We start from the raw sequence: 22,751 nt of genomic DNA on the forward strand, positions 1-22,751 counted from the left end.
CAGGATCTCCGGAAGCCCCCTGCGCGGAGCACGCATCCTCGTCACAGGCGGAGCCTCCGGGCTCGGCGCGGCGGTCGTGGAGGCCGTCTCGGGGGAAGGCGGCGTTCCGCTCGTCCTCGACCGCGCACCCGTGGCCGCTCCGCTGAAGGGCTGGCAAGTGGACCTCTCCGAGCGCGAGGCGGCCGAGTCCGCCGTCGCCCGTGCGGCGGAGGAGGCAGGCGGACTCGACGCCGTGGTCTGCGCCGCAGGCGTGGACCGCTGCGGAGAGCTCGCCGAGGTCCCCGCCGACGAGTGGGAGAAAGTGATCCGCGTGAACCTCCTCGGCACGGCGGCGGTGGTCCGTGCCGCCCTCCCGCACCTCATACGCTCGCACGGACGCGTCGTCACCGTCGCCTCGACCCTCGGCCTCCGCGGGGCCGCCGGGGCGAGCGCCTACTGCGCGTCGAAGTTCGGGGTGATCGGCTTCAGCCGTGCGCTCGCTGCCGAGCTCAAGGGGCGCGTCGGCGTCACGACGCTCATCCCGGGCGGCATGGACACGGCGTTCTTCGACGACCGCCCGGACCAGTACAAGCCGCAGGACCGCAGCACGCTCAACCGCCCCTCGGACGTGGCACGCTCGGTCGTCTTCGCGCTCTCTCAGCCGCAGGGATGCGAGGTCCGCGAGCTCCTCGTCGCCGGGTCCCTCGAGGACTCCTGGCCGTAGGCCCGTCCGACCTCCTGGCCCAGGCTCAGCGCCCGGCCAGGAGGTCGCGGGCGTCCGCGAGCACCCTCTCGGTCGCCACCCCGTCTACCCAGGGAACCTCGTGCTCGCAGGGCTGCAGGAAGGGATCGGTGCCGTCCGCGCCGCACACCGGGCACAGCTGGCGCCACGAGACCTGCACCCGGTGGTGGCGGCGGCCCGTCGGTCCGGCGTTGATGAGGTTCGGTCCCCAGTACACGGAGGCCGTCGGCGTTCCCAGCGCCTGGGCCAGATGCCGGGGTCCGCTGTCATTCGCCACGACCAGGCGGGCGGTCGCGAGGAGGCCCAGGAGCCCTTGGAGGGACGTGCGCCCGGCTGCGGAGGCGATGCGCCCAGCCGCGCTGGGAGCCAGCCCTGCGGCGTCGTGCGCGATCCCGTCCGCGAGCCCGCGCTCGCCGTCGTCCCCCACGACGAGGACCTGCCACCCGTCCGCGGCGAGTTCCGCAGCGACGGCGACGAAGCGGTCGGCCGGCCAGCGCCGGCGGGGATCGGTCGCCCCCGGATGCACGACGACGAGTCCCGGCCCGGGGCGCAGCCAGTCGGCCGCCGCGGCGGCGTCGGCGGGGACGACGGCGAGGCGCGGGTCGGTCACTACGGCGGGCGCGCCGGCGAGGGAGGCCACCTCGAGCCAACGGCTCACCTCGCGCTGGTAGTACACGTGGGGCATGTCGCGCTCGAGCCGGAGGGCCTCCCTGGTAGCGCACCCGACCGTATGCGGTGCGCCCAGAGCGGCCACGAAGGGGTTGGAGTTCGCGCCGCCGCCATGGAGCTGGACGGCCAGGTCGACGCCCTCCGAGCACAGGTCAGCTGCCATCTCCTGGGTGGCAGGGTCGTCCCGCCAGGTGCGGCCCTGTGCGTCCGGGGCGTCGGGGAAGAAGGGGACGCGGACGATGCGGTCCACGGGCGTCGGGCGCCCTTCGAGGACCGGCGCGAGGTTCGGCGTCGTGAGGAGGACGAGTTCGGCGTCCCGGTAGGCCGCCCGGAGGGCCTCGAGCGCGGGAAGCGCCGCGACCAGGTCACCGATCCCGCCGCCCCGGAGCACCGCGATCCGGCGTACGCCCTCGAACGGGGAATCGTCGGTCTGCGCGGCGGCCCCCACGGTGCTGGCTTCTGCTGTCATGGTCCCTCCCGACCCCTCGCGGCCCTCGCTGCGCGGGCCCTCGTCGTCATCGCCGTACCCGTGCGCACGCCGCGGCAAACGGCGCCGCGCCGCGACCGGTGTGCCGCGCGTCCCGCGCTCGCGGCCCCCGTGCGCACGGAGCGCTGTGTGAGCGCACACCCGAGGGGTAACAAGCTTGTGCCCCAGCGTCAGGAGGAACGATGATGAGCGGCCTGCCCCACGAGGCCCGCCCCGACGAGGACCCAGTGCCGGGAGCTGCGAAGGCACCCTCCCAGCGAACACTCCCTGAGGCCCGCGCGCAGAGCGTTGTCACGGAGATCCGGCGTGATCCCCGCACGGGACAGCCGCTCGCACGGCCCGTCCAGCCAGACCCGGCGCGGGCGGACGCGGCCCTCCGCGCGGCCCGCAGCGCCTGGACGATGTGGCGGCGTGTGCCGCAGGCGCAGCGCTCGGGGACCCTGCGCGAGCTCGCGGGAGCCGTCGAGTCCGCCGCCCATGAGCTCGCCGACCTGAACAGCCGGGAGACCGGGCGCCTCTTCGACGACGCGCTGGCGGGCGTGCGGTCCGGGGCCGAATCGCTGCGCCGGTACGCCGAGCTGAGCCTCCTCCGCTCCGGCCCCACCCTCGCCGGAGCCTTCTCGGGCCTCGACTTCACCGTCTATGAGCCACGCGGCCTCGTTCTGGGGCTGACGTCCTGGGATGACCCCGTCGCCACGGCGTGCGGCATAGCCGGCGCAGGCCTCGCGGCGGGGAATGTCGTGCTGCTCAAGCCCAGCGAGCGCTGTTCCGCCCTCGGCCGGAGGCTGGGGCGGCTCTTCGCCTCGGCCGTTCCCCCCGGCGTGCTCAGCACCGTCACGGGCGACGCCGAACTGGGCGCCGCGCTCGCGGGCGACGACAGGGTGAACGCGATCGTCCACGTCGGGTCCGCCGCGGTGGCGGACAGCCTGGTCGCGGCGTCGTGCCGCACCGGGGCCCACCTTGTCAGGGGGAGGGGCGGCAGCAGTTCCCTCATCGTCGACCGCGGAGTGGACCTCGGCTGGGCCGCCGCCTGCACGGCTCAGGCGGCCTTCCGGCACGCTGGCCAGCTGCTCTCTGCGCCGCGGAGGATCTTCGTCCTGCGCGATGTCGAAGAGGTCTTCCTCGACGAGCTCGCCGAGCAGGCTCGGCAGTGGGCGGCATCGGAGCGGGTGGGGCCGGTTGTCGACGAGTGGGCCCGTGGCGAGATCCACCGCGCCGTGCTCTCGGCGCTCGACGACGGCGCAGTCCTCCTCGTCGGCGGCCAGTTCGCCGAAGGGCCCGGATCCTTCTACCCGCCCACCGTCCTCGCACGGTGCGCACCGTCGATGAGCATCATGCGCGACCAGGTCCGCGGACCGGTGGCTGCCGTCATGTCCGTGCAGACCTTCGACGAAGCGGTCGCGGAAGCGGCGGAGGAGCCCTGCGGCCCCTCGGCGACCGTCCTCACGCGGGACATCGGGCATGCGCAGCTGGCGGCCGCCGAGATCCCGGCGTCCAACGTCGCCGTCAATGGCCTGGCCGTGGGCGTGACCGGCACGGACGCGCCGGGTCTTCCCCAGGCGGGCAGCACGGCGGGATTCGGCCCGCGGCTGCTCGACGAGCTGAGCCGACCGAAGGTCATCCATCTCGAGCCGCCCGTGGCTGCCCGCGGGAGAGGGGGGTACTGAAGCATGGACGCCGAGCGCATTCTCGCTGCACTCCAGGGGAACCGGCCGTCGATCCTCGTGGTCGGCGACGTCGTGCTGGACCGGCGCTGGGAGGGGAGCGCCGAGCGCCTGTGCCGAGAGGGGCCCGTCCCGGTCGTCGACGTGGAGCGCATCGAGGACGCCCCGGGCGGAGCGGGCAACACCGCCGTCAACCTCGCCGCTCTCGGGGCCCGTGTCCATCTGGTGGCCGTCGCGGGCGACGACGAGCCGGGCCACGCGCTCGCGGCGCGCCTTGCCGAAGCCGGTGTGGACTCCCACGGGCCGGTACGCAGCCGGGGCAGGAGCACGTCTGTGAAGTCGCGGGTGGTGGGCCAAGGGCAGCTCCTGCTGCGCGTCGATGCGTGCCGGACCGCGGATGCCGACGAGGCCGACGCCGTCGCGGCCGCTGCCCTCGAGCTCGCGGGCAGAGTGGACGCAGTGGTCCTGTGCGACTACGGCCTCGGCGCCCTGGCCCGCATCGACCGGAGCGCGCTGCGCACGGCGGCCCGGGCGCTCATCGTCGATGCCCACACCCCGGCCGCCTGGCGGGACCTCCACGCTGACGTCGTGACCCCGAACGCCGCCGAGGCGGCAGGCATCGTCGGCGGCGCCCCTCCGCACGGAGACCGCCACTCGTGGGCGGCCAGGAACGCGGATGAGCTCCTCAACGCCACCGGGGCCGAGCACACACTCCTCACCCTGGACCGGGACGGCACGGTCCTGCTCGGCCGGGCCGGCGTGCTGCACGAGACCCACGCCCGCCCCGCCCCCGAGCAGAACGCCGTGGGCGCCGGGGACACCTTCGTCGCGGGGGTGGCGTTCGCGCTCGCTGCCGGCCTGCCCGTCGACGACGCCGCCGACGTCGGCCAGGCAGCCGCGGACGTCGTCGTGCAGGTCCCGGGCACGACGACGTGCACCGCCGACCGCCTCCACGCCGCCCTCCGCTCGGCCCAGCTTCCGTCCTCGGACCCGGTGCCGGGCAGTGTCCCAGCCGACGCGGACCGGACGGTTCACGGCAAACGGGGCGGCGTGGCGACCTGGGAGGCCGTGCGCGCGGCATCGGAGGAGGCCCGCAGCCACGGTCGGGCTGTCGTCCTGACGAACGGCGTCTTCGACGGCCTCCACCGCGGCCACGCGGCGTTCCTCGAGGAGGCCGCCGGTCTGGGCGGGCTCCTCGTGGTCGGGGTGAACTCGGACGACTCCGTGCGCCAGCTCCGCGGCGGCACCCCAGCGGTGGGCGAGGAGGACCGCGCTGCCGTGGTCGCCGCGCTGGCCGCCGTCGACCACGTCGTCGTCTTCGACTCCGAGACCGCCGTCCCGCTCATCCGGGAGCTGAGGCCCGACGTCTACGTCAAGGGCGGGGACTACCTTCCGGGCATGCTCGCGGAGGCCGAGGCGGTGCGCGAGGTCGGCGGCCGGCTCGAGACGCTCGGGTACGTGGAGCGGCCCGCGCTCCGCCCACGTGTGCGGCGGGCCGGAGGATGAGCCGCCGCAGCCCCCACGAATGGGGGAACCGGCCCGACGCCGCGGCACCGCCACCGCTCGAGGTCCTCATCCCGACCCGCAACCGGCCCGCGGAGCTCGCCACGACACTGGCGGGTCTCGCCGCCCAGGATGCCGAGGACTTCGGGGTCGTCGTCAGCGACCAGAGCGAAGGCGCCGCGGACTGGGAACACCCCGCCGCGGCTGCCATGCTCCGGGTCCTCCACGCCCAGGGGCGCCGCGTCGCCGTCCACCGCCACCTTCCGCTCCGCGGCCTCGCCGAGCACCGGGAATTCCTCCTGGGAGTGTCCGGGGCGCCGCTGGTCCTGTTCCTGGACGACGACGTGTGGCTGGGACCCGAGGCAGTGCGGACTCTGGCCGAGGCCATCGGAAAGCTCGGCTGCGGATTCGTCGGCATGGCGGTCCAGGGGCTGTCCTATCTGGACGACGTCAGGCCCCACGAGCATGGGGAACTCTCGCTCTGGGGGGACCGGGTCGAGCCGGAGAGGCTCAGCCGCCGAGGTCCCGGATTCGACCGCTGGCGCCTCCACAACGCGGCGAATCCCGCCCACCTTGCCGCGGGGCTCCTCGAGGAGGGTGCCTTTGACCACCGCGCCTGGGCCGCCTACCGGGTGGCCTGGGTGGGCGGTTGCGTCCTCTTCCGCCGTGCCGCGCTCGCAGAGTGCGGGGGCTTCGGCTTCTGGAGGGACCTCCCTCCGGGCCACGCGGGGGAGGACGTCGTGGTGCAGTGGAGGGTTATGGAGCGGCACGGCGGCGCAGGCATCCTGCCCTCGCACGCCGTGCATCTCGAGAGCCCCACGACCGTCGAGGACCGCAGCGTCGAGGCCGCCGAGGCCCTCGGGCTCCCTGGACGGTGAACGCCCCGAGGAACCGGTGTGAAGAAGGCCCGAACGGGAAGTATCCCGTGAAGAAGGAGGCCGAGCTGATCGATGCCATCTGAAACCACGGAGTACCGGAGGCAGACCCGGTACGGCATGTACCACCGGCGGGAAACCTATGCCGAGAAGCTGGACCGGAACTGGTCTGAAATCCTGCAGGAGCTGCGCATCCTCCAGACCGGCCTCCAGCTCCTCGCCGGATTCCTGCTGACGCTTCCGTTCCAGAACCGCTTCAGCAGCCTCGACGCCTACAGCGTCGGTCTCTATCTCGTCCTCGTGGTCATCGCGACCGCGGCGCTGCTCGTGGTGCTCATGCCGCTGAGCGTGCACCGCCGCCTGTTCCGCCGCAAGGTCAAGAACCGGCTGGTGCAGAGCGGGGACTGGGCGGCCAAGGCGGGTCTGGGGCTCGCCGCCCTGCTCCTCACCGGGACCACCTCGCTGATGTTCGACGTCGCCCTGGGGCGGTGGCAGTCTTGGGTCGTGGCCGGATGCCTTCTCGTGATGTGCCTCGTGATGCTCGTAGCTGTCCCGTCTGTGGTGGCGCGCACGCCGGAGCCCACCGTGCGGCCCGAGGACGAGATCATCAGGCACGGCCCGGACGACCCGTACGGACCGGCCCAGTCTGACGCGACGGACCGCCATGACGGCGGTACCTCGGAGGACGAGGCGGACGCGGGCGGTCCGGGGCGTCGGGAGAAGTAGGCGCTGTGCGGGGGGCCTCGAGGTGGCCCGTCCGGAGTCGTTCGCCGATGAGGGCTTTCGCCCGGGCCCAAGTTCCCTAGCATCCCGCGGAAACCGCCACCTAGGCTCGGGCCATGAGCGAAACCGAGCAGAATGTCCAGATGAGCGGCCGGCGCGGCATCGTCGTCGGCGTCGACGGCTCTTCCCTCTCCATCGAGGCGCTGCGGTGGGCGGCCCGTATGGAACCGACGGTCGGGGGGCCGATCACGGCCGTCTCCGCCTGGCACGTCCCCACCTCCGGTGCCGCCTTCGCAGGGTACCCGGGGATCGACTGGAACCCCGAGCAGGACGCGGCAGGCGTCCTCGATGCCGCCCTCGGGGAGGCGTTCGGACCCACCCGCCCGGAGGGCCTCATCGCCAAGGCCATCGAAGGCCGGCCCTCGCAGGTGCTCGTCGAGGAGAGCGACGACGCTGGAATGCTCGTGGTGGGTTCACGCGGCCTCGGCGGCCTCATGGGGACACTGCTGGGCTCCGTGAGCCGAGCCTGCGCAGAGCACGCGAAATGCCCGGTCCTCGTGCTCCACGGGGAGGAGACCGCAGCACCCCCGTCGGCAGGGGAGCCTGCGTAGCCATTCTGTGACCTCACCGGGGCACAGGGACCCTTTACAGCCCGTGGGTCCGGGCGTGTACTGGTAGAGGCCAGCGGCTTCGGGCGCCGGCGCGAAGGCACCGACCTACCAACCACTGACCGATCCCCCGGGGGGACCGGGGGTGTCGAGTTGGGAGGAGCAACCCATGAAGAAATGGATGCGCTGGGAGGACTACGTGGCGATCGTCGCGGGTCTCTACACGGCGCTCGCCGTCCTGTGGACGTCACAGACGGCTTCGTCGACGACGCTCATGCTCGTCTTCGGCGTTCTGCTCATTGCCACGGGCGTCCTGAACCTCGCGATGCCGGGAACGCCATGGCTCGAGTACGCGCAGGCCGCCTGCGGAGTGCTGCTGTTCCTGTCCCCGTGGATGGGCGCGTACACCTCTCACACAGGTGCGTCGTGGACGTCCTGGATCGCCGGGATTGTCGCCGCTGGCGTGACCGCCGCGGCCATCAAGCCCGCCATGGACGCGCGCCATCACCGCGTGATGCCCTCGCACTGAGCGAGTCTCCCTTTCCGATCGGCCGCGGCCCCGTCACCGGAGCCGCGGCCCTTTCACGTCTCCCCGACGCGCGACGGTCAGGCGTGCCGGGCCCGCACCCAGACGAACTCCTGGGCCGGGAGGGTGATGCCGTCGGAGAGCAGCACCGTCTGGCCGGTGAAGAGGTCCTCCGCCGCGGGGGCGAACCCGGACAGCGTCCCCGCGGCGATGTGCTGGGCACTGTCCGAGAAGTTCGCGAAGGCGACCACGGCGCCGTCGTACGCGGGCCGCTGGTAGCCGAGGACGTGATCGCTCCCCGTGGCGAAGTCGATGAGCCGGTTCCCGGCCAATTCCGGCGTCCGGGCCCGCACTGCCAGCATCTTCTTGAGGCCCGCGTAGATCTTCCCCTCGATGGTCCACGGGTCGTTGCGGTGCGCATACCGCGCGGCCGGGTAGTGCGGCCGGTGGACCCAGCGGGAGTCGGAGCCGTGGCCGGGCTCGTCGGCGTAGGCGTAGTCGTTGAGCTGGCCCACCTCGTCGCCGAGGTAGATCAGGGGAATCCCCCCGGTGCTGATCGCGATCGAGTGCGCGAGGAGGATGCGCCGGACGGCCTCCTCCGTGCCGTCCTCGAGTCCGCACAGGGACGCCGTGGTGCCGGAGATGCGGCAGTCGCCCGTCTTCGGGTTGTCCTGGAAGGGCACGCCGCGGGCGAAGCTCCCGGGGTACCGGTTGACGTAGAAGCGGTTGAGGAAGCGGCGGTGGTCGTAGCCGTTGATGCCCAGTTCGGCGGCGTCCTCGTCCGCGAACGTCCAGCCGATGTCGTCGTGGCTGCGCACGTAGTTGACCCAGGCTGTGCCCGCGGGGAGGCTGTGCCGGCGCTCGAGGGCCTGAGCCAGGAGGCGGACGTCCCGCGTGGCCAGCGCCTCCCACGTGAGGGCCATCTCGAGCGGGTTGTAGGAGATCTGGCACTCGGCGGGGTCGATGTACTTGACCACCTCGTCCGGGTGCACGATGGCCTCGGACTTGAACACGAGCGACGGGGCGGCGAGCCGGCACACCGCGTTGAATGCGCGCAGGAGCAGGTGCGCCTCGGGCAGGCTCTCGCAGGCCGTGCCGAGCTGCTTCCAGATGAAGGCGACCGCATCCATCCGCAGGATCTCCACGCCCTGGTTCGCCAGGAAGAGCATCTCCCCGGCCATGGCCCTGAAGACCGCCGGATTCGAGTAGTTGAGGTCCCACTGGAAGGTGTGGAAGGTTGCCCACACCCAGCGGCCGTCCGGCATGGGGACGAAGGCCCCCGGATGGTCGTCGGGGAAGATCTCCCGGACGGTCTGCTCGTAGGCGTCCGGCATGGCCCGGTCGGGGAAGATCCAGTAGTAGTCCTCGAATTCGGGCTCGCCCGCCGCGGCGCGCCGGGCCCACTCGTGCTCGTCGGAGGTGTGGTTGAAGATGAAGTCGACGACGAGGCTGATCCCGTTCGTCCGGAATTCCGCGGCGAGGGCGCGGAGCTGATCCATGGTTCCGAGCTTGGGGTTCACCTCGCGGTAGCTCGAGACGGCGTACCCGCCGTCGGAATTGGGCTCGGGCGCGAGGAAGAGCGGCATGAGGTGCAGATAGGTCAGGCCGAGCTCCCTGAAGTAGGGGATACGCTCCCGGAGCCCCTCGAGGGTCCCCGCATACCTGTCCACGTAGCAGACCGCGCCCAGCATGCGCTCGGACTGGAACCAGTCCGGCTCGGCCTCGCGGCGCGCGTCGAGGGTCCTGAGGTCCTCGGGCCGGTCCTGCCAGGAGGCCGCGCATTCGACGACAAGCCGCGCGAGCTGGTCCTGCCAGTCCGCCCGCGTACCGTAAAGCTGCTCGAAGAGGCGCTCCAGGTCAGGGAAGTGGGTGTCGAAGCGGCGGCGGAAGGACTCCCAGCCGGGTCCTGAGCGGACGACGGCGCCCTTCGCCTCGAGCGCGGCGAGCACCCTCTCGCGGGGCTGCTGTCCGGCGGTGGCCCGCTCCGGCGCGGTGGCCTTCTCCGACACAGTTCCTCCTGGGCTCGCCCGACCGCGGCCCGGCAGGCCCGCATGGACCTACGTTACGGCGCGCGAGGGGGCGGCGGAACCGTCCGCGGGGGCGTTCGCCACCTTCAAGCACATCCGCCGCGTTGACCTCTTCGGGAAGGGCTGAGGGAGTGCGAGAGTGGATCCAGGGGCACGGCCCACTGTGCCTTCAGAGGCCCTCCGGGCGGCAGTGTCAGAGGAGGGTGAACGGGCGCGCAACCCGGGAGAGAGTCCTTAGGAGGGGCCGTGGGATCAGACGAGCCCGGAGGCCCGGAGGTGGCCGGCAGCCACCTCGGCCGCTACCGCCAGATCGCTGAGACCCTGGCGCGGCACGGGCTGGGCTTCGCCATCGGGGCGGCCCGCCTGCAGCGGTGGGTCCCGCTGCACCGCGGGCTCCTCGGCCACGCGGCCCGGCGTGAGCCCTACTCCAACCCCGAGCACCTGCGGCTGGCCTTGGAACAGCTCGGCCCGACATTCATCAAGCTCGGCCAGGCGCTCTCCATCCGGCAGGACCTCCTTCCGGGCCCCTACCGGCAGGAGCTGGCCCGTCTCCAGGACCAAGCCCCGCCCGTCCCGGCGGCCGCCGTGGTGGAGACGATAGAACGCGAGCTCGGGGGAACGCCCCAGGAAGTCTTCGCCTCCTTCGATCCCTCCCCGTTGGCCAGTGCCTCACTGGGCCAGGCGCACGCCGCCACTCTGCCCGACGGGACCGAGGTGGTCGTCAAGGTCCGCCGGCCCGGGGTGGTCGAGCAAGTCGAGCTCGACCTGGAGATCATCGCCAACCTTGCCGCTCAGGCCGCACGGCATTGGGATGCCGCGGCGGACTACGACGTGGCTGGGATCGCCGAGGAGCTCGCCCAGACGCTGCGGGCCGAGCTGGACTACCTGGCGGAGGCCCGTAACGCGGAGCGCTTCCGTGCCAGCTTCTCAGCAGATCCTGGGATCCACGTACCCCGGGTCTATTGGGACAGTACTACCTCCCGGGTCCTGACCCTCGAGCGGATCCGGGGCATCAAGATCAGCGACCTGGCCGCGCTCGACGCCGCGGGAATCGACCGCCGGGCCCTGGCGGCCCGCTGCGCAGATGCGGTGGCGAAGATGGTCTTCGAGGACTGCTTCTTCCACGCCGACCCGCACCCGGGCAACCTGTTCGTCGAGCCCGACCCCACGCTCCCAGGCGGGCGGATCGGGCTGATCGACTTCGGCATGGTCGGCACTGTCGATCCTCAGCTCCGCGACCACCTCTCTGGTCTGCTGATCGCGGTGTCGCGCCGGGATCCCCGCGCCGCGGCCCAAGCTCTCTCGGACGCCTCCACCGGCAGGAGGCGTCCGGACCTGGGCCGCCTCAGCGAGGACCTGGCCCCAGTCATGCGCCTGTATGCCGAGCAGCCGCTGTCCGAGGTGCCGCTCGGAGCGTTCGTTCGGGAACTCCTGGTCGTCGTGCGCCGCTACCGCCTCCAGCTGCCCCGAGAGCTCGCCCTGCTCCTGCGGATGCTCGTGATGGTCGAGTCCCTGGCGGTCACGCTGGATCCCGGATTCCAGTTCGGCGCCGTGATCGGTCCCTGGGCCGAATCCCTCGCCCTGGAGCGGTTCGCCCCGCTTGCCGTCCTCCGCCGCCTCGGGCAGGCCGGAAGCGAGCTGGTGGACGCAGCCGGCCGCCTGCCCCGCCAGCTCCGCGCTCTGGAGGATGCCTTGGAGCGCGGCGGAGCTCAGATCAGCCTCCGCCCCGGCGAGCTCGATGAGCTGGTCTCACACCTGGATGCGGCGGCCCAGCGGCTGGCGGTCGCCACCCTTGCCGCGGCATCGATCCGGAGTCTCGGGGAGATCCTCGCCTCCCAGTCCCAAGGGCGGCCCCGGGCCCTGCGGACGGCCCTGACGGGGGCCGGCATCGTCGCCTCTGCCTCGCTGGCGGCCTATCTGGCGTGGACCGGGCGTCGGCGGACTTGACCTGCCGTCCCTCCGCTGAGGCCCCTCCGACCCCCGCGGACCTGGTCTCCCGCGACGCTGCATGGGGGGACCGGCAGCTGGGCCCCCTCCGTCAGCAGCTGTGCTCCCCAGAGGCACGAAAAAGCCCCTCCTGTCCGCGTTTCCGCAGACCAGAAGGGGCTTGTCGGAGCCTCCTAGCAGGATCGAACTGCTGACCTTCTCATTACGAGTGAGACGCTCTACCGTCTGAGCTAAGGAGGCAACCGGGGCTTCGCCTGAAGCGGAACCACCGAGTGAATACTCTAGTCGAGCCATGCGGCCCCGGTCAAAATGACGTCAGGGGCGTTTCCCGGGCCCTGTTCACCCGCAGTACGCGGCGAGTTCAGGAGCACGATCGCGCGGGCTGGGATGCTCGGCAGAACCAGGCCCACGAGGGGCCCGACGAGAGGATCGAGGTCACCTGTGACGCTGCAGCTGGCGGCCGACCACACACGCGCGATGCGTCTGGCCGTGCTGGACATGAACGGTACCACCGTGACGGACGGCGGCGCCGCCGAGCGGGCGGTCGAGCAGGCGCTGGCTTCCTGCGGCGTCACCGGCGAGCGGCTCGCCGACGCCCTCGCGAGGTCCAGGCGCAGCGCCGGGCTGGACCGCAGCGCGCTCTTCGCCCAGGTCTTCGCCGACGACGGCGAGTCGGCCCGCGCAGCGGCGCGCACGTTCTCGGCGGCCTACGACGCCATGATCGCCGAGGGGGCGGTGGAGCCCGTCCCCGGTGCTGAGGAGACCGTCCACGCGCTGCGCGAGCGCGGTGTCAAGGTGTGCCTCGTGACGGGCTTCGGCCGGCACACCCAGAACAGCATCCTCGAGGCCCTGGGCTGGATGGGCTTGGCCGACCTCTCGCTCTGCTCCGAGGACGCCGGCCGGGGCCGGCCGTCCCCGGACATGGTGCTCACCGCCGTCCTGGCGCTGGACATCGAGGACGTGCGCGACGTGGTCGTCGTCGGGGACACCGAGGCGGACATCGCCTCCGGCCTGCGCTCCGGTGCGGGCGCGGCGGTCGGTGTCCTCACCGGCGCCCAGACGGAGGCCGAGCTGCGCGCGGCGGGAGCAACCGACGTCGTGCGCTCCATTGCGGACCTGCCCGCGCTCCTGTGGCCCGAGCCGGCCGGCTTCCGCCAGTCCTAGCCGACCGTCAGCAGCGGGCGCCGTCGGTGGGCGCGGAGCCGTCAACGAGGTAGGAGTCCACGGCCTTGTCGACGCAGGACGAGCCGCGCCCGTAGGCCGTGTGGCCCTCGCCCTGCCACGTCAGGAGCGCGGCGTTCCCGAGCTGCTTCCGCAGCGAGCCCGCCCACTCGACCGGCGTCGCCGGGTCGCCGGTGGTGCCGAGGACCATGATCGTGCTCTCGCCCGAGTATGCCGCCGGGGCCGGCGTGCGGACCGGTTTGGCGGGCCAGTCGCGGCAGTTCACGCCGCCGTAGGCGAAGGACTCCCCGAGGGTCGGGGAGACCTCGGCGAGCTGCGCGGCCTCCGCCCGCATCGCTGCGGGGTCGGACTGGGTCGAGTAGTCGAGGCAGTTGTACGCGAGGAACGCGAACGACGAGTTCGAGCTGTAGGTCCCATTGCTCTCGCGGTCCGCCGCGAGGTCCGCGAGCCGCAGCATCCCGCTGCCGTCGCCCCGCAGCGCCGGCCCGAGGGCCTGGGTGAGCGCGGGCCAGTTGCGGTCGTTGTAGAGCGGGAGGATGAATCCGTTGACGAAGTCCGTCGCGGTGACTCTGCGGCCGCTGCTCGTATTCAGCGGCTGGTCCTTCACTCGCGCGATGAGCGCCTGGATCTGCGCGACGGCGTCGTCCTCGGTGCCCGACAGCGGGCACCCGGACTGCGTGAGGCAGGAACGGACGTAGGAGTGGACGGCCTTCTCGAAGGCGCGGGCCTGGCCCACGGTGATCTCGTGGTTGGAGAGGGACGAGTCGAGCGCGCCGTCGAGCACCATCCGGCCCACACGGTCCGGGAACAGCGAGGCGTAGGTCGAGCCGAGGAAGGTCCCGTAGGAGTACCCGAGGTAGTCGAGACGCACCTGGCGGGTGGCGGCGGCGCGGATGATGTCGAGGTCCTTGGCGGCGCTGACGGTGTCCGTGTGCGCGAGGATGGGCCCCGAGTTCGCGGTGCACGCGTCGATGAGCGCCTTCTGTTCGGTGAACGCCTGCTGCAGGCCGGCGTCGGTTGACGGGTCCACCGTCGACTGGCGCATCCTGTCCCGCTCTGCGTCGTTGATGCACGTGATCGGGGCAGAGCGCTTGACGCCGCGCGGGTCGAACCCGATCACGGAGTAGTTGTCCAGGAGCTTCTGGCCGAACATGGACTTCGCGGAGTCCTTGACCATGTCCACGCCGGAGCCGCCCGGGCCGCCCGGGTTCACCACGAGGCTCGCCTTCGCGTTCCGGCCGTTGAGGCGGATGAGCGACAGCTTGACGGTGTCACCGGAGGGGTCGGCGTAGTCCATGGGCACCGAGACGGTGGCGCACTCGTAGCTGCCCTCGCAGCTGGACCAGGAGACCTCCTGCGTGTAGAAGCGCTCGAGCCCGGCGGGCGCGCCCTCGGTTGCGGCAGCCTCCGCGCTGGGCTGGCTGCTCTCGAACGGCGCGCACGCCGTGAGCGTGAGGACGGCGGCGAGCAGCGCCACCAGAGCGGTGCGGATCCGGCGCACGACGGCGCGTGGGCGCCCCGGGCGCGGGGAAGCGGGGTTCGTCACTGGTCTCCTAGATCAGGCCAACGGCCATCGCCTCGACCGCGAGGAGCGGGGCGACGTTGGTTGTCGTGATGCGTTGGCGGGTCAGGTTGATGGCGTCCATGCGGGCAAGGGTGGTCTCCGGCGTGGAGGCCGCCGCGAACTGGCCGATCTCCTCGGCCAAGTGCGCGTTCACAGGCTCCACGCCTCCGTCGAGCTGGACCATGAGCACGTCCCGGTAGAACGAGAGCAGGTCCGTGAGGGTGCGGTCGAGGGAATCCGTGACGCTGCGCTTCGCCCGGCGCTTCTGGTCCTCCTCGAGTGCACGGACCTGGGCACGCAGGGACGGCGGGAGCTTGTCCCCCTCGCCCACGCCCAGGGTCGCGAGCAGCTTGGCCCGCTCCGCGGCGTCGCGCTCCTCGTTGGAGGAGGCGGCCTCCTCGGTGGCGATGCGCACGAGCTGGTCCGCGAGGGCCACGGCCTGCGAGACGGTCTTCAGGGTCAGCGGGACGCGGACCGTCTCGGCGCGCCGCTCGCGTGCGTCGGCGTCGTGGGCGAGCCGGCGGGCGATCCCGATGTGGCTCTGCGCCGCCCGCGCCGCCTCGAGGGCGAGCGCCGGGTCCGCGCCGTCGCGCTCGACGAGGAGGGCGGCGACGTCCGCGACGGGCGGCAGCCGCAGCCCCACCGGGCGGCAGCGGGAGCGGATGGTGACGAGCACGTCCGCTGGGGAGGGCGCGCACAGCATCCAGATGGTCCTGGGGGTCGGCTCCTCGATGGCCTTCAGGAGCACGTTCGTGGTCCGCTCCGCCATGCGGTCGGCGTCCTCGACCACGATGATGCGGTACCGGCCGGACTGCGGGCGGTCCCCAGCCTTCGCGACCATCTCGCGCGCCTCGTCGATGGTGATCGTGACCTTCTCGGTCCGGACGAAGGCCACGTCAGGGTGCGACTCCGCGAGGACCGTGAGGCAGCCCGTGCACTCGCCGCAGCCGCGCGCCATCACGTTCTCGACATCGCAGTTCAGGGCCGCGGCAAAGGCCTTGGCCGCGGTCGAGCGGCCCGAGCCGGGTGGGCCAGTGAAGAGCCACGCGTGGGTGAGCCCGTCCCCGGCGGCGGCCCGGCGGAGCTGGTCGACGACGGGGGCCTGCCCGCGCAGGGCATCCCACACGGTCATGAGGCGACCCGTTCGTCGAGTGCGGCTGCGACGGCCTCGAGGACCTCGCGGGCGATCTCGGCGGGCGGCCTCGCGCCGTCGATGACGCGGTACGCCTCGGGGCGCGCGGCCGCGAGGTCGAGGAAGGCACGGCGCACGCTGCGGTGGAACGCGTCCGGCTCGGACTCAAGGCGGTCCTCGGCGGCCTCGCCTGCGGTACGCCGTGCGCGGCCCTCGCCTTCGTCGACGTCGAGCAGGATCGTCAGGTCTGGCCAGAGCCCGTCCGTGGCCCACTCGTTGAGGGCCCGCACGTCGTCGGGACCGAGCCGCCGCCCGACCCCCTGGTACACCACCGACGAGCCGATGTAGCGGTCCGTGACCACGACGGCGCCGCGCGCGAGCGCCGGACGGATCGCCTGCGCGACGTGGGCGGCGCGGGCGGCGGCGAAGATCAGGGCCTCGGTGCGCGCGTCGATCTCGCCGTGCCCGTGGTCCAGGACGAGGGAGCGCAGCTTCTCGCCGATCTCGGTCCCGCCCGGTTCCCGGGTCAGCAGCACCTCGCGGCCGAGCGCGCGCAGGGAGTCGGCCAGGAGGCGGGCCTGGGTGGACTTGCCGGCCCCGTCCCCGCCCTCGAACGCAACGAAGAGGCCCGGGGCGCTGTGGCTGCCGGGCATGGCGGAGGAGGGGGGAAGGACGGAGGGACTCACCTCTCCTAGGGTACCGGGAGAGGCTGGACGTGCGGTGGACGTCCCCCGGCCTGTGGACAACGGGGCGCTGCGGGCGCCGTGAGTGCGTGGCCTAGATTGGGAGGCATGACCGCTGATCCCGCGTACCCCCACCTCGACGACGCCGCCCTCGCGGACCTGTCCCCGGAGACGCTTGCCGTCGCCGCGGGCCGTCCCGAGCGGGGCCCGGACAGCCCGGTGAACCCGAGCATCGTCCTCTCGTCGACGTTCGTGGGACTCGGAGGGATCGACCAGACGGCCCGCGGCTACGCGCGCTTCTCCAACCCGACCTGGGAACCGTTCGAGGATGCGGTGGGCAAGCTCGAGGGAGCGCCGCTGCCCGCGCTGCTGTTCAGCTCCGGCATGGGGGCCGTCGCCGCGGCCATGAGCCTCGTCCCCGTGGGCGGCGTGCTCGTCGCGCCGCGCCATTCCTACTCCGGCACGCTCGGGCTCGCGCAGCTCAAGGCCGAGCGTGCCGAGCTGGACCTCCTCGAGGTCGACATCGAGGACACCGCCGCCACGGTGGCCGCGCTCGACGGCTCAGACGTCCTCTGGGTGGAGAGCCCCACGAACCCGATGATGGAGGTCGCGGACCTGCCCGCGCTCGTGGACGCCGCGAAGGCCCGCGGGGTGCTCGTCGTCGTCGACAACACCTTCTCGACCCCGCTGGGGCAGAAGCCGCTCGCGGTGGGCGCTGACGTCGTCGTGCATTCGGCGACCAAGTACCTCGCGGGCCACTCGGACGTGCTCCTCGGCCTGGCCGTGACGGCGAACGAGACGCTGCGCGCGCGGCTCCACCAGCACCGCACCCTGCACGGGGCCATCGCCGGGCCGGTCGAGGCATGGCTGGGACTGCGCGGCCTGCGCACCCTCGCGCTGCGCGTCGAGCGGTCCCAGGCCACCGCGGGGGAGCTGGCCCGGCGCCTGGCCGAGCACCCGGCGGTGACGCGTGTGCGCTACCCGGGCCTCCCCACCGACCCGGGCCACGAGCGTGCCGCGGCACAGTTCGAGGGCTTCGGGTCGATCGTGAGCATCGAGCTGGACACGGCCCGGGCCGCCGACGCCTTCGTCGGCCGGCTCGCCCTCTGGCTCCCGGCCACGAGCCTGGGCGGGGTGGAATCCACGATCGAACGCCGTCGGCGGCACGCCGCCGAGCCGCTCAGCGTGCCCGAGGGGCTCGTGCGGCTGAGCGTCGGGATCGAACATGCCGACGACCTGTGGGCGGACCTCGAGCAGGCCCTCGACGCCGGGCTGTAGGCTGAGACTGTGGACGGCAAGGCCCTCATCGACCTGATCACTCTCGCCTCGTTCTACGTGACGGGGTTCATCTGCGCTGCCATCGCCGTCTGGGCCTTCATCGACTGCCTCATCCGCAGGGGGCCCGCGTTCGAGGCGAACTTCAAGCGCACCAAGGGCTTCTGGCTGGGGCTCACCGGCGGAGCGGCGCTCGTGACGCTCCTCGGCCTGCTGTTCCCCGGGAGCGGGTTCATCTTCGCGTTCGGCGGTTACGGCCTGTTCAACATCGCCGCCGTGACGGCGGCCGGGGTGTACCTCGCCGACGTGCGCCCCGCGGTCATGTCCCGCTGAACCACCCCCCACCCCCGCCGAGGTCACCCCGTGTGGGCGCGAGGTCATCCCGTGTGGCGCCGAGGTCACCCCGTGCAGCACCTAGACTTGCCTGCGTGGTGCAGAAGGCGAGGCCGATCCGGACCGCGCCCGGGCAGCGCGTGCGCGGCGTCGTCGGCAACGTCACCCGCGGCACCACCAACCCCAACCGCATGCGCCGCGTCGACCGGTGGATCACCGGCACCCAAGCGCGGCGGCTCCTCGCCCCGCCGCCAGCACCGCTCGCCGTCGACCTCGGCTACGGCGCCTCCCCGATCACCGCGGTCGAGCTGTTCCTCCGCCTCCGCGCGCTGCGCCCCGACGTGCGCCTCACGGGCGTCGAAATCGAGCCCACCCGCGTGGCCGCCGCCAAGCCCCTCGAGCGCGAGGGCCTCGACTTCCGCGTGGGCGGATTCGAGCTCCCCGTCGACCAGCCGCCCGTCCTCGTGCGGGCCTTCAATGTGCTGCGCCAGTACGAGGAGGCCGACGTCCCGGCCGTCTGGGACCTCGTGCGCTCCCGGCTCGCCCCCACGGGGATCTTCGTCGAGGGCACGTGCGACGAGATCGGCCGCCGCGCCGCCTGGGTGACGCTCGACGCCGTCGGCCCCCGCGCGCTGTCCCTCGCCGTCCGCTTCGGGTCCTTCGAGCGGCCTTCCGACGTGGCCGAGCGGCTCCCCAAGGCGCTGATCCACCGCAACGTCCCCGGCGAGCGCATCCACGCGTTCCTCTCCGCGCTCGACGCCGCGTGGCTGGCCGCCGCCCCGCTCGCGGCGTTCGGCGCCCGGCAGCGCTGGGTCGCGATGTGCCACACGGTCAAGGCGACGGGCTGGCCCGTCCTGCACCGCCCGAGCCGCTGGCGTCTGGGGGAGATCACGGTGACGTGGGGCGCGGTCGCCCCCGACGGCCTGCGCTGACGCCGTCCCGTGCGGGTTCGTCACGGAAACGGACCCCGCCCCGGCGCCCGATAGCATGAGCCCATGACCTACACGCTCATCCTGCTGCGCCATGGGCACAGCGAGTGGAACGCCAAGAATCTGTTCACCGGCTGGGTGGACGTGGACCTCAACGACCAGGGCCGCGAGGAGGCGCGCCGGGGCGGCGAGCTCCTCGTGGAGAAGGGCTACCTGCCCGACATCCTGCACACGTCGCGGCTCAAGCGCGCTATCAACACCGCGAACATCGCCCTCGACGCGGCGGACCGCGGATGGATCGACGTCAAGCGCTCCTGGCGCCTCAACGAGCGCCACTACGGCGCGCTCCAGGGCAAGGACAAGGCCCAGACGCTCGCCGAGTTCGGCGAGGAGCAGTTCATGGTCTGGCGCCGCTCCTACGACACCCCGCCGCCCGCCCTCGCGGACGACTCGGAGTTCAGCCAGGTCGGGGACCCGCGCTACGCGGACCTCGGCGACGAGATGCCCCGCACCGAGTGCCTCAAGGACGTCCTGACGCGCCTCATGCCGTACTGGGAGTCCGAGATCAAGCCGGACCTCACCGCCGGCAAGAAGGTCCTCGTGACGGCGCACGGCAACTCGCTGCGCGCCCTCGTCAAGCACCTCGACGGCATCAGCGACGACGACATCGCCGGTCTGAACATCCCCACCGGCATCCCGCTCGTGTACGAGCTCGACGAGAACTTCGAGCCCATCACGCGCGGCGGCACCTACCTCGACCCCGCGGCCGCGGCTGCCTCGATCGAGGCGGTCAAGAACCAGGGCCGCAAGTAGCAGCCCCGGCCTCCCCTGACGGCAGCGCAGACGACGGCGGCCGCCCACCTCGCGAGGTGAGCGGCCGCCGTCGTGCGTGGTGGCCTCAGTTGGCCGCGCTGTCGCCGTCCCATTCGCCGGTGACGAGGTAGGAGACCTTGCGGGCCACCGAGACGCCGTGGTCGGCGAAGCGCTCGAGGTAGCGGCTCGCGAGCGCGGCATCGACGGTGCTGCTGGGGCTCTCCGACCATGACGGGTCGGCGACCGAGCGGAAGACGCTTGCGTGGAGCTCGTCGATCTCCGCGTTGGCGCCCTGGATCTTCGCCACGAGGCTCATATCGTGGGTCTCGAGGAGCTCGGCAACCGACTCGATGATGAGCTGGTCGAGTTTGGCCATACGGCTGAACGTCGGGCGCACCGCCGCGGGGGCCGCGTTCTCGGGGTAGCGGAGTCGGGCCAGCTGCGCGATGTGCCGGGCGAGGTCGCCCATGCGCTCGAGCGAGGCGCTCATGCGCAGCGACCCTACGATGATGCGCAGGTCCGACGCCACGGGGCCCTGGAGGGCCAGGATCTCGATGGCCTTCTCGTCGAGGGCGGTCTGCTTGAAGTCGATGTGCGCGTCCGCCGCGATGACGTCTTGGGCGAGCTCGACATCCGCCGTCTCGAAGGACGTGACCGCCTTGCTGAGTGCTTCCGCGACAAGCTTGGCGATCTCCGCGAGCTCCTCGCGGACCTCTTGGAGTTCTGCCTGGAATACCTTGCGCACAGGACGTCCTTTCACTGGGTGCTCCGATTCGGGCGATCGACCCGACGCTCGATCCGTCACACTGTCAGCGGCGGATGAATTGTTGCCCGCCTGCAAGTGAACGTTAGTTGAACCGGGGGTCTGCGGCCAGCTGGCGGGCCCGGAGGCCCGTGGTGCCGGGCCTAAGCTAGGGGAGTGGATCCTCTCGTCGTCGGCATCGTGGCGGGCCTTCTCGGCCTGTCATTCGGCGCCTTCGGCGTCCTCGCGTTCCGGGCCAGCCAGCGCCAGCGCCAGCTCCTGGAGGGCCCTACCCCGGAGCCAGGATTCCCCGAGGGCGCCGCGGACGTGCTCTCGGTGCTCGGCAAGGCCTTCGTCGTGGTGGACGCGATCGACGGCGTCGTCCGCGCGAGCCCCGCGGCGTACGCGTACGGGCTCGTGCGCGGCCATACGGTGGTGCACCGGGAGCTGCTGCAGATGACGGCGAAGGTGCGCGGGAACGGCGTCATCCTCGAGAAGCAGTTCGAACTGCCCCGGGGCCCGCTCGGGCAGGGCACGATCATCGTCAGCGTCCGCGCCGCCGTGCTCGGCGACGAGTACATCCTGCTGCTCGCGGACGACCGCACCGAGATCACGCGCACCGAGCGCATCCGCAACGACTTCGTCGCAAACGTCTCCCACGAGCTCAAGACGCCCGTCGGCGCGATCTCCCTGCTCGCCGAGGCGCTCGAGACCAGCCCGGACGACGAGGACACCGTGCGCCGCTTCGCGCAGCGCATGCACAAGGAGGCAAGCCGCCTCGCGGCCCTCGTCCAGGACATCATCGAGCTCTCCAGGCTCCAGGGCGCCGACGTCGTCCACCAGGGCAAGCCGGTGGACATCAACGACGTGGTGGCGGACGCCGTCGACCGCTCCCGGCTCGCCGCCGAGGCCAAGAACATCGAGGTCCGGGTGGGCGGGCGCACGGACGTGCCCGTGTTCGGCGATGCCGACCTGCTGGCCAATGCCTTCCGCAACCTCATCGACAACGCGATCCGCTACTCGCCCGAGAACACGAAGGTCGGGGTCGGCATCCGCCACAAGGACGGTCTTGTGAGCGTGTCCGTCACGGACCAGGGCGAGGGCCTCAAGCCCGAAGACCAGGAGCGGGTGTTCGAGCGGTTCTACCGCGTGGACGCCGCGCGGTCGCGGCAGACCGGGGGAACGGGGCTCGGCCTGAGCATCGTCAAGCACGTGGTCGAGAACCACGGCGGCGAGGTCACGGTGTGGTCCCAGCCCGGGAAGGGTTCGACCTTCACGGTGAGGCTGCCGGATCTGGAGAAGGAACCGGAAGAAGAGAGCGCGGCCGCCCGGCCGCCCGAGCAAGGAGCTATCGCTTGAGCAGGATCCTGATCGTCGAGGACGAGGAGTCGTTCAGCGACCCCCTGTCCTTCCTCCTCGCGAAGGAGGGGTACGAGGTCGAGGTGGTGGACAACGGCAGCGAGGCGCTCGTCGAATTCGACCGCAACGGTGCCGACCTCGTCCTCCTCGACCTCCAGCTCCCGGGCACGCCCGGCACCGAGGTCTGCCGGCAGCTGCGCGCGCGCTCGAGCGTTCCCGTCATCATGCTCACGGCCAAGGACTCGGAGATCGACAAGGTCGTGGGCCTCGAGCTGGGCGCCGACGACTACGTGACCAAGCCGTACTCCTCGCGCGAGCTCGTGGCGCGCGTCCGCGCCGTCCTGCGCCGCCACGGCGAGCCGGAGGAGCTCATCTCCTCCACGGTGCACGCGGGACCGGTGCGGATGGACGTCGAGCGGCACGTGGTGAGCGTCGACGGCGAGCAGATCGCGCTGCCGCTGAAGGAGTTCGAGCTCCTGGAGATGCTCCTGCGCAACTCCGGCCGCGTGCTCACCCGGGGCCAGCTCATCGACCGGGTGTGGGGCTCGGACTACGTGGGCGACACCAAGACGCTCGACGTCCACGTCAAGCGCCTCCGCTCCAAGATCGAGCCGGATCCCTCGAGCCCCCGCTACCTCATCACCGTCCGGGGTCTGGGCTACAAGTTCGAGCCCTGATCCTCCCCTCCCGTTCCATCGACTGCTCCACAAGTGTCGTTCTGGAGCCCCAGAACGACACCTACGGAGCAGTCGATGGAGTGGGGACGCACCCGCGCGCACACGCACCCGCCCACGCAGAACGCACCCGCGCACGACGTCGGCCGCCCGCCCCGCGCGGGGGGGGGGGGGGGGGGGGGGGGGGGGGGGGGGGGGGGGGGGGCGGGGGGGGGGGGGGGGGGGGGGGGGGGGGGGGGGGGTGGGGGTGCAGGTGCTGTGCCGGTAGGGGTGCGGTGGTGTGCGGGTGCCAGCCGTCCGGTTGCCGTCCGTTCC

At 72.2% G+C, this 22,751-nt stretch carries 21 protein-coding genes and 1 tRNA gene; 15 read left to right on the top strand and 7 right to left on the bottom strand.

Annotation, left to right across the window (positions count from 1 at the left end; genetic code table 11):
• The first annotated feature begins 4 nt into the window (after positions 1–4).
• Complete coding sequence (locus tag ACQ5BE_RS11205) at positions 5–703, top strand: SDR family oxidoreductase (RefSeq protein ID WP_430297122.1); 699 nt, start codon at positions 5–7, stop codon at positions 701–703.
• Positions 704–728: 25 nt separating this feature from the next.
• Here the strand turns inward: ACQ5BE_RS11205 and ACQ5BE_RS11210 are convergent, their stop codons facing one another.
• Entirely contained in the window at positions 729–1,859 is a 1,131-nt protein-coding gene (locus ACQ5BE_RS11210) for a glycosyltransferase family 9 protein (RefSeq protein ID WP_430297100.1), read from the bottom strand.
• 203 nt (positions 1,860–2,062) lie between these two features.
• On the opposite strand from ACQ5BE_RS11210, the gene ACQ5BE_RS11215 reads away from it, so the two are divergent.
• The 6 genes from ACQ5BE_RS11215 to ACQ5BE_RS11240 all read left to right on the top strand — a co-directional run bounded on the left by ACQ5BE_RS11215 (position 2,063) and on the right by ACQ5BE_RS11240 (position 7,779).
• Positions 2,063–3,544, top strand: coding sequence for an aldehyde dehydrogenase family protein (locus tag ACQ5BE_RS11215; RefSeq protein ID WP_430297101.1), 1,482 nt, complete (start codon positions 2,063–2,065; stop codon positions 3,542–3,544).
• Between the two features lie 3 nt (positions 3,545–3,547).
• Positions 3,548–5,047: a PfkB family carbohydrate kinase gene (locus ACQ5BE_RS11220; RefSeq protein ID WP_430297102.1), complete on the top strand. Its 1,500-nt coding sequence runs from the start codon at positions 3,548–3,550 to the stop codon at positions 5,045–5,047.
• Positions 5,044–5,922 carry a glycosyltransferase family 2 protein gene (locus ACQ5BE_RS11225; RefSeq protein WP_430297103.1) on the top strand — a complete coding sequence of 293 codons (879 nt, stop codon included), beginning with the start codon at positions 5,044–5,046 and terminating at the stop codon, positions 5,920–5,922. The genes ACQ5BE_RS11220 and ACQ5BE_RS11225 overlap by 4 nt, the downstream gene beginning before the upstream one ends.
• Positions 5,923–5,994: 72 nt before the next feature.
• Entirely contained in the window at positions 5,995–6,645 is a 651-nt protein-coding gene (locus tag ACQ5BE_RS11230) for a DUF6328 family protein (RefSeq protein WP_430297104.1), read from the top strand.
• Positions 6,646–6,758: 113 nt separating this feature from the next.
• Positions 6,759–7,253: a universal stress protein gene (locus ACQ5BE_RS11235; protein WP_430297105.1), complete on the top strand. Its 495-nt coding sequence runs from the start codon at positions 6,759–6,761 to the stop codon at positions 7,251–7,253.
• 166 nt (positions 7,254–7,419) lie between these two features.
• Positions 7,420–7,779 (top strand): SPW repeat domain-containing protein, encoded by a 360-nt coding sequence (locus ACQ5BE_RS11240; protein ID WP_430297106.1) that lies wholly within the window; start codon positions 7,420–7,422, stop codon positions 7,777–7,779.
• Between the two features lie 77 nt (positions 7,780–7,856).
• Here the strand turns inward: ACQ5BE_RS11240 and ACQ5BE_RS11245 are convergent, their stop codons facing one another.
• Positions 7,857–9,785: an alpha-amylase family protein gene (locus tag ACQ5BE_RS11245; RefSeq protein WP_430297107.1), complete on the bottom strand. Its 1,929-nt coding sequence runs from the start codon at positions 9,783–9,785 to the stop codon at positions 7,857–7,859.
• 264 nt (positions 9,786–10,049) lie between these two features.
• Between ACQ5BE_RS11245 and ACQ5BE_RS11250 the strand changes: the two genes are divergently transcribed.
• The gene (locus ACQ5BE_RS11250) at positions 10,050–11,750 is read left to right on the top strand and encodes an ABC1 kinase family protein (RefSeq protein WP_430297108.1); all 1,701 of its coding nucleotides are present in this window, start codon (positions 10,050–10,052) and stop codon (positions 11,748–11,750) included.
• Between the two features lie 167 nt (positions 11,751–11,917).
• Here the strand turns inward: ACQ5BE_RS11250 and ACQ5BE_RS11255 are convergent.
• Positions 11,918–11,990: transfer RNA gene (locus ACQ5BE_RS11255), tRNA-Thr, on the bottom strand.
• A gap of 201 nt (positions 11,991–12,191) precedes the next feature.
• On the opposite strand from ACQ5BE_RS11255, the gene ACQ5BE_RS11260 reads away from it, so the two are divergent.
• Positions 12,192–12,914, top strand: a complete 723-nt coding sequence (locus tag ACQ5BE_RS11260) for an HAD-IA family hydrolase (RefSeq protein WP_430297109.1) — start codon at positions 12,192–12,194, stop codon at positions 12,912–12,914.
• Between the two features lie 7 nt (positions 12,915–12,921).
• Here the strand turns inward: ACQ5BE_RS11260 and ACQ5BE_RS11265 are convergent, their stop codons facing one another.
• Genes ACQ5BE_RS11265 through tmk form a run of 3 tightly spaced genes read right to left on the bottom strand, consistent with a single transcriptional unit; the run spans position 12,922 to position 16,281 of the window.
• Positions 12,922–14,478, bottom strand: coding sequence for an alpha/beta hydrolase (locus tag ACQ5BE_RS11265; protein ID WP_430297110.1), 1,557 nt, complete (start codon positions 14,476–14,478; stop codon positions 12,922–12,924).
• A gap of 7 nt (positions 14,479–14,485) precedes the next feature.
• Positions 14,486–15,628 (bottom strand): DNA polymerase III subunit delta', encoded by a 1,143-nt coding sequence (locus tag ACQ5BE_RS11270; protein WP_430297111.1) that lies wholly within the window; start codon positions 15,626–15,628, stop codon positions 14,486–14,488.
• On the bottom strand, positions 15,625–16,281 hold the full coding sequence (tmk, locus tag ACQ5BE_RS11275) for a dTMP kinase (RefSeq protein ID WP_430297123.1): 657 nt from the start codon (positions 16,279–16,281) through the stop codon (positions 15,625–15,627). Before tmk ends, ACQ5BE_RS11270 begins: the two co-directional genes overlap by 4 nt.
• Before the next feature lie 138 nt (positions 16,282–16,419).
• Here tmk and ACQ5BE_RS11280 point away from each other — a divergent pair, with 138 nt between their 5' ends.
• The 4 genes from ACQ5BE_RS11280 to ACQ5BE_RS11295 all read left to right on the top strand — a co-directional run bounded on the left by ACQ5BE_RS11280 (position 16,420) and on the right by ACQ5BE_RS11295 (position 19,661).
• Positions 16,420–17,589 carry a trans-sulfuration enzyme family protein gene (locus ACQ5BE_RS11280; protein WP_430297112.1) on the top strand — a complete coding sequence of 390 codons (1,170 nt, stop codon included), beginning with the start codon at positions 16,420–16,422 and terminating at the stop codon, positions 17,587–17,589.
• Positions 17,590–17,598: 9 nt separating this feature from the next.
• Positions 17,599–17,919 (top strand): DUF2516 family protein, encoded by a 321-nt coding sequence (locus ACQ5BE_RS11285; protein WP_208711628.1) that lies wholly within the window; start codon positions 17,599–17,601, stop codon positions 17,917–17,919.
• A gap of 95 nt (positions 17,920–18,014) precedes the next feature.
• A complete protein-coding gene (locus tag ACQ5BE_RS11290; RefSeq protein ID WP_430297113.1) occupies positions 18,015–18,851 on the top strand; it encodes a class I SAM-dependent methyltransferase in 837 nt (278 codons plus the stop codon).
• A 63-nt stretch (positions 18,852–18,914) separates the two neighbouring features.
• Positions 18,915–19,661 carry a phosphoglyceromutase gene (locus ACQ5BE_RS11295; protein ID WP_430297114.1) on the top strand — a complete coding sequence of 249 codons (747 nt, stop codon included), beginning with the start codon at positions 18,915–18,917 and terminating at the stop codon, positions 19,659–19,661.
• Between the two features lie 85 nt (positions 19,662–19,746).
• On the opposite strand, the gene phoU is transcribed toward ACQ5BE_RS11295, so the two are convergent.
• Positions 19,747–20,406, bottom strand: a complete 660-nt coding sequence (phoU, locus tag ACQ5BE_RS11300; RefSeq protein ID WP_430297115.1) for a phosphate signaling complex protein PhoU — start codon at positions 20,404–20,406, stop codon at positions 19,747–19,749.
• A gap of 174 nt (positions 20,407–20,580) precedes the next feature.
• On the opposite strand from phoU, the gene ACQ5BE_RS11305 reads away from it, so the two are divergent.
• Together ACQ5BE_RS11305 and ACQ5BE_RS11310 are read left to right on the top strand one after the other, a co-directional pair.
• Complete coding sequence (locus ACQ5BE_RS11305; protein ID WP_430297116.1) at positions 20,581–21,762, top strand: sensor histidine kinase; 1,182 nt, start codon at positions 20,581–20,583, stop codon at positions 21,760–21,762.
• A complete protein-coding gene (locus ACQ5BE_RS11310; protein ID WP_344300880.1) occupies positions 21,759–22,439 on the top strand; it encodes a response regulator transcription factor in 681 nt (226 codons plus the stop codon). The genes ACQ5BE_RS11305 and ACQ5BE_RS11310 overlap by 4 nt, the downstream gene beginning before the upstream one ends.
• The last annotated feature ends 312 nt before the right edge of the window (positions 22,440–22,751 follow it).

This window comes from Sinomonas sp. B1-1, assembly GCF_050474465.1.
Classification (GTDB): Bacteria; Actinomycetota; Actinomycetes; order Actinomycetales; family Micrococcaceae; genus Sinomonas; species Sinomonas flava.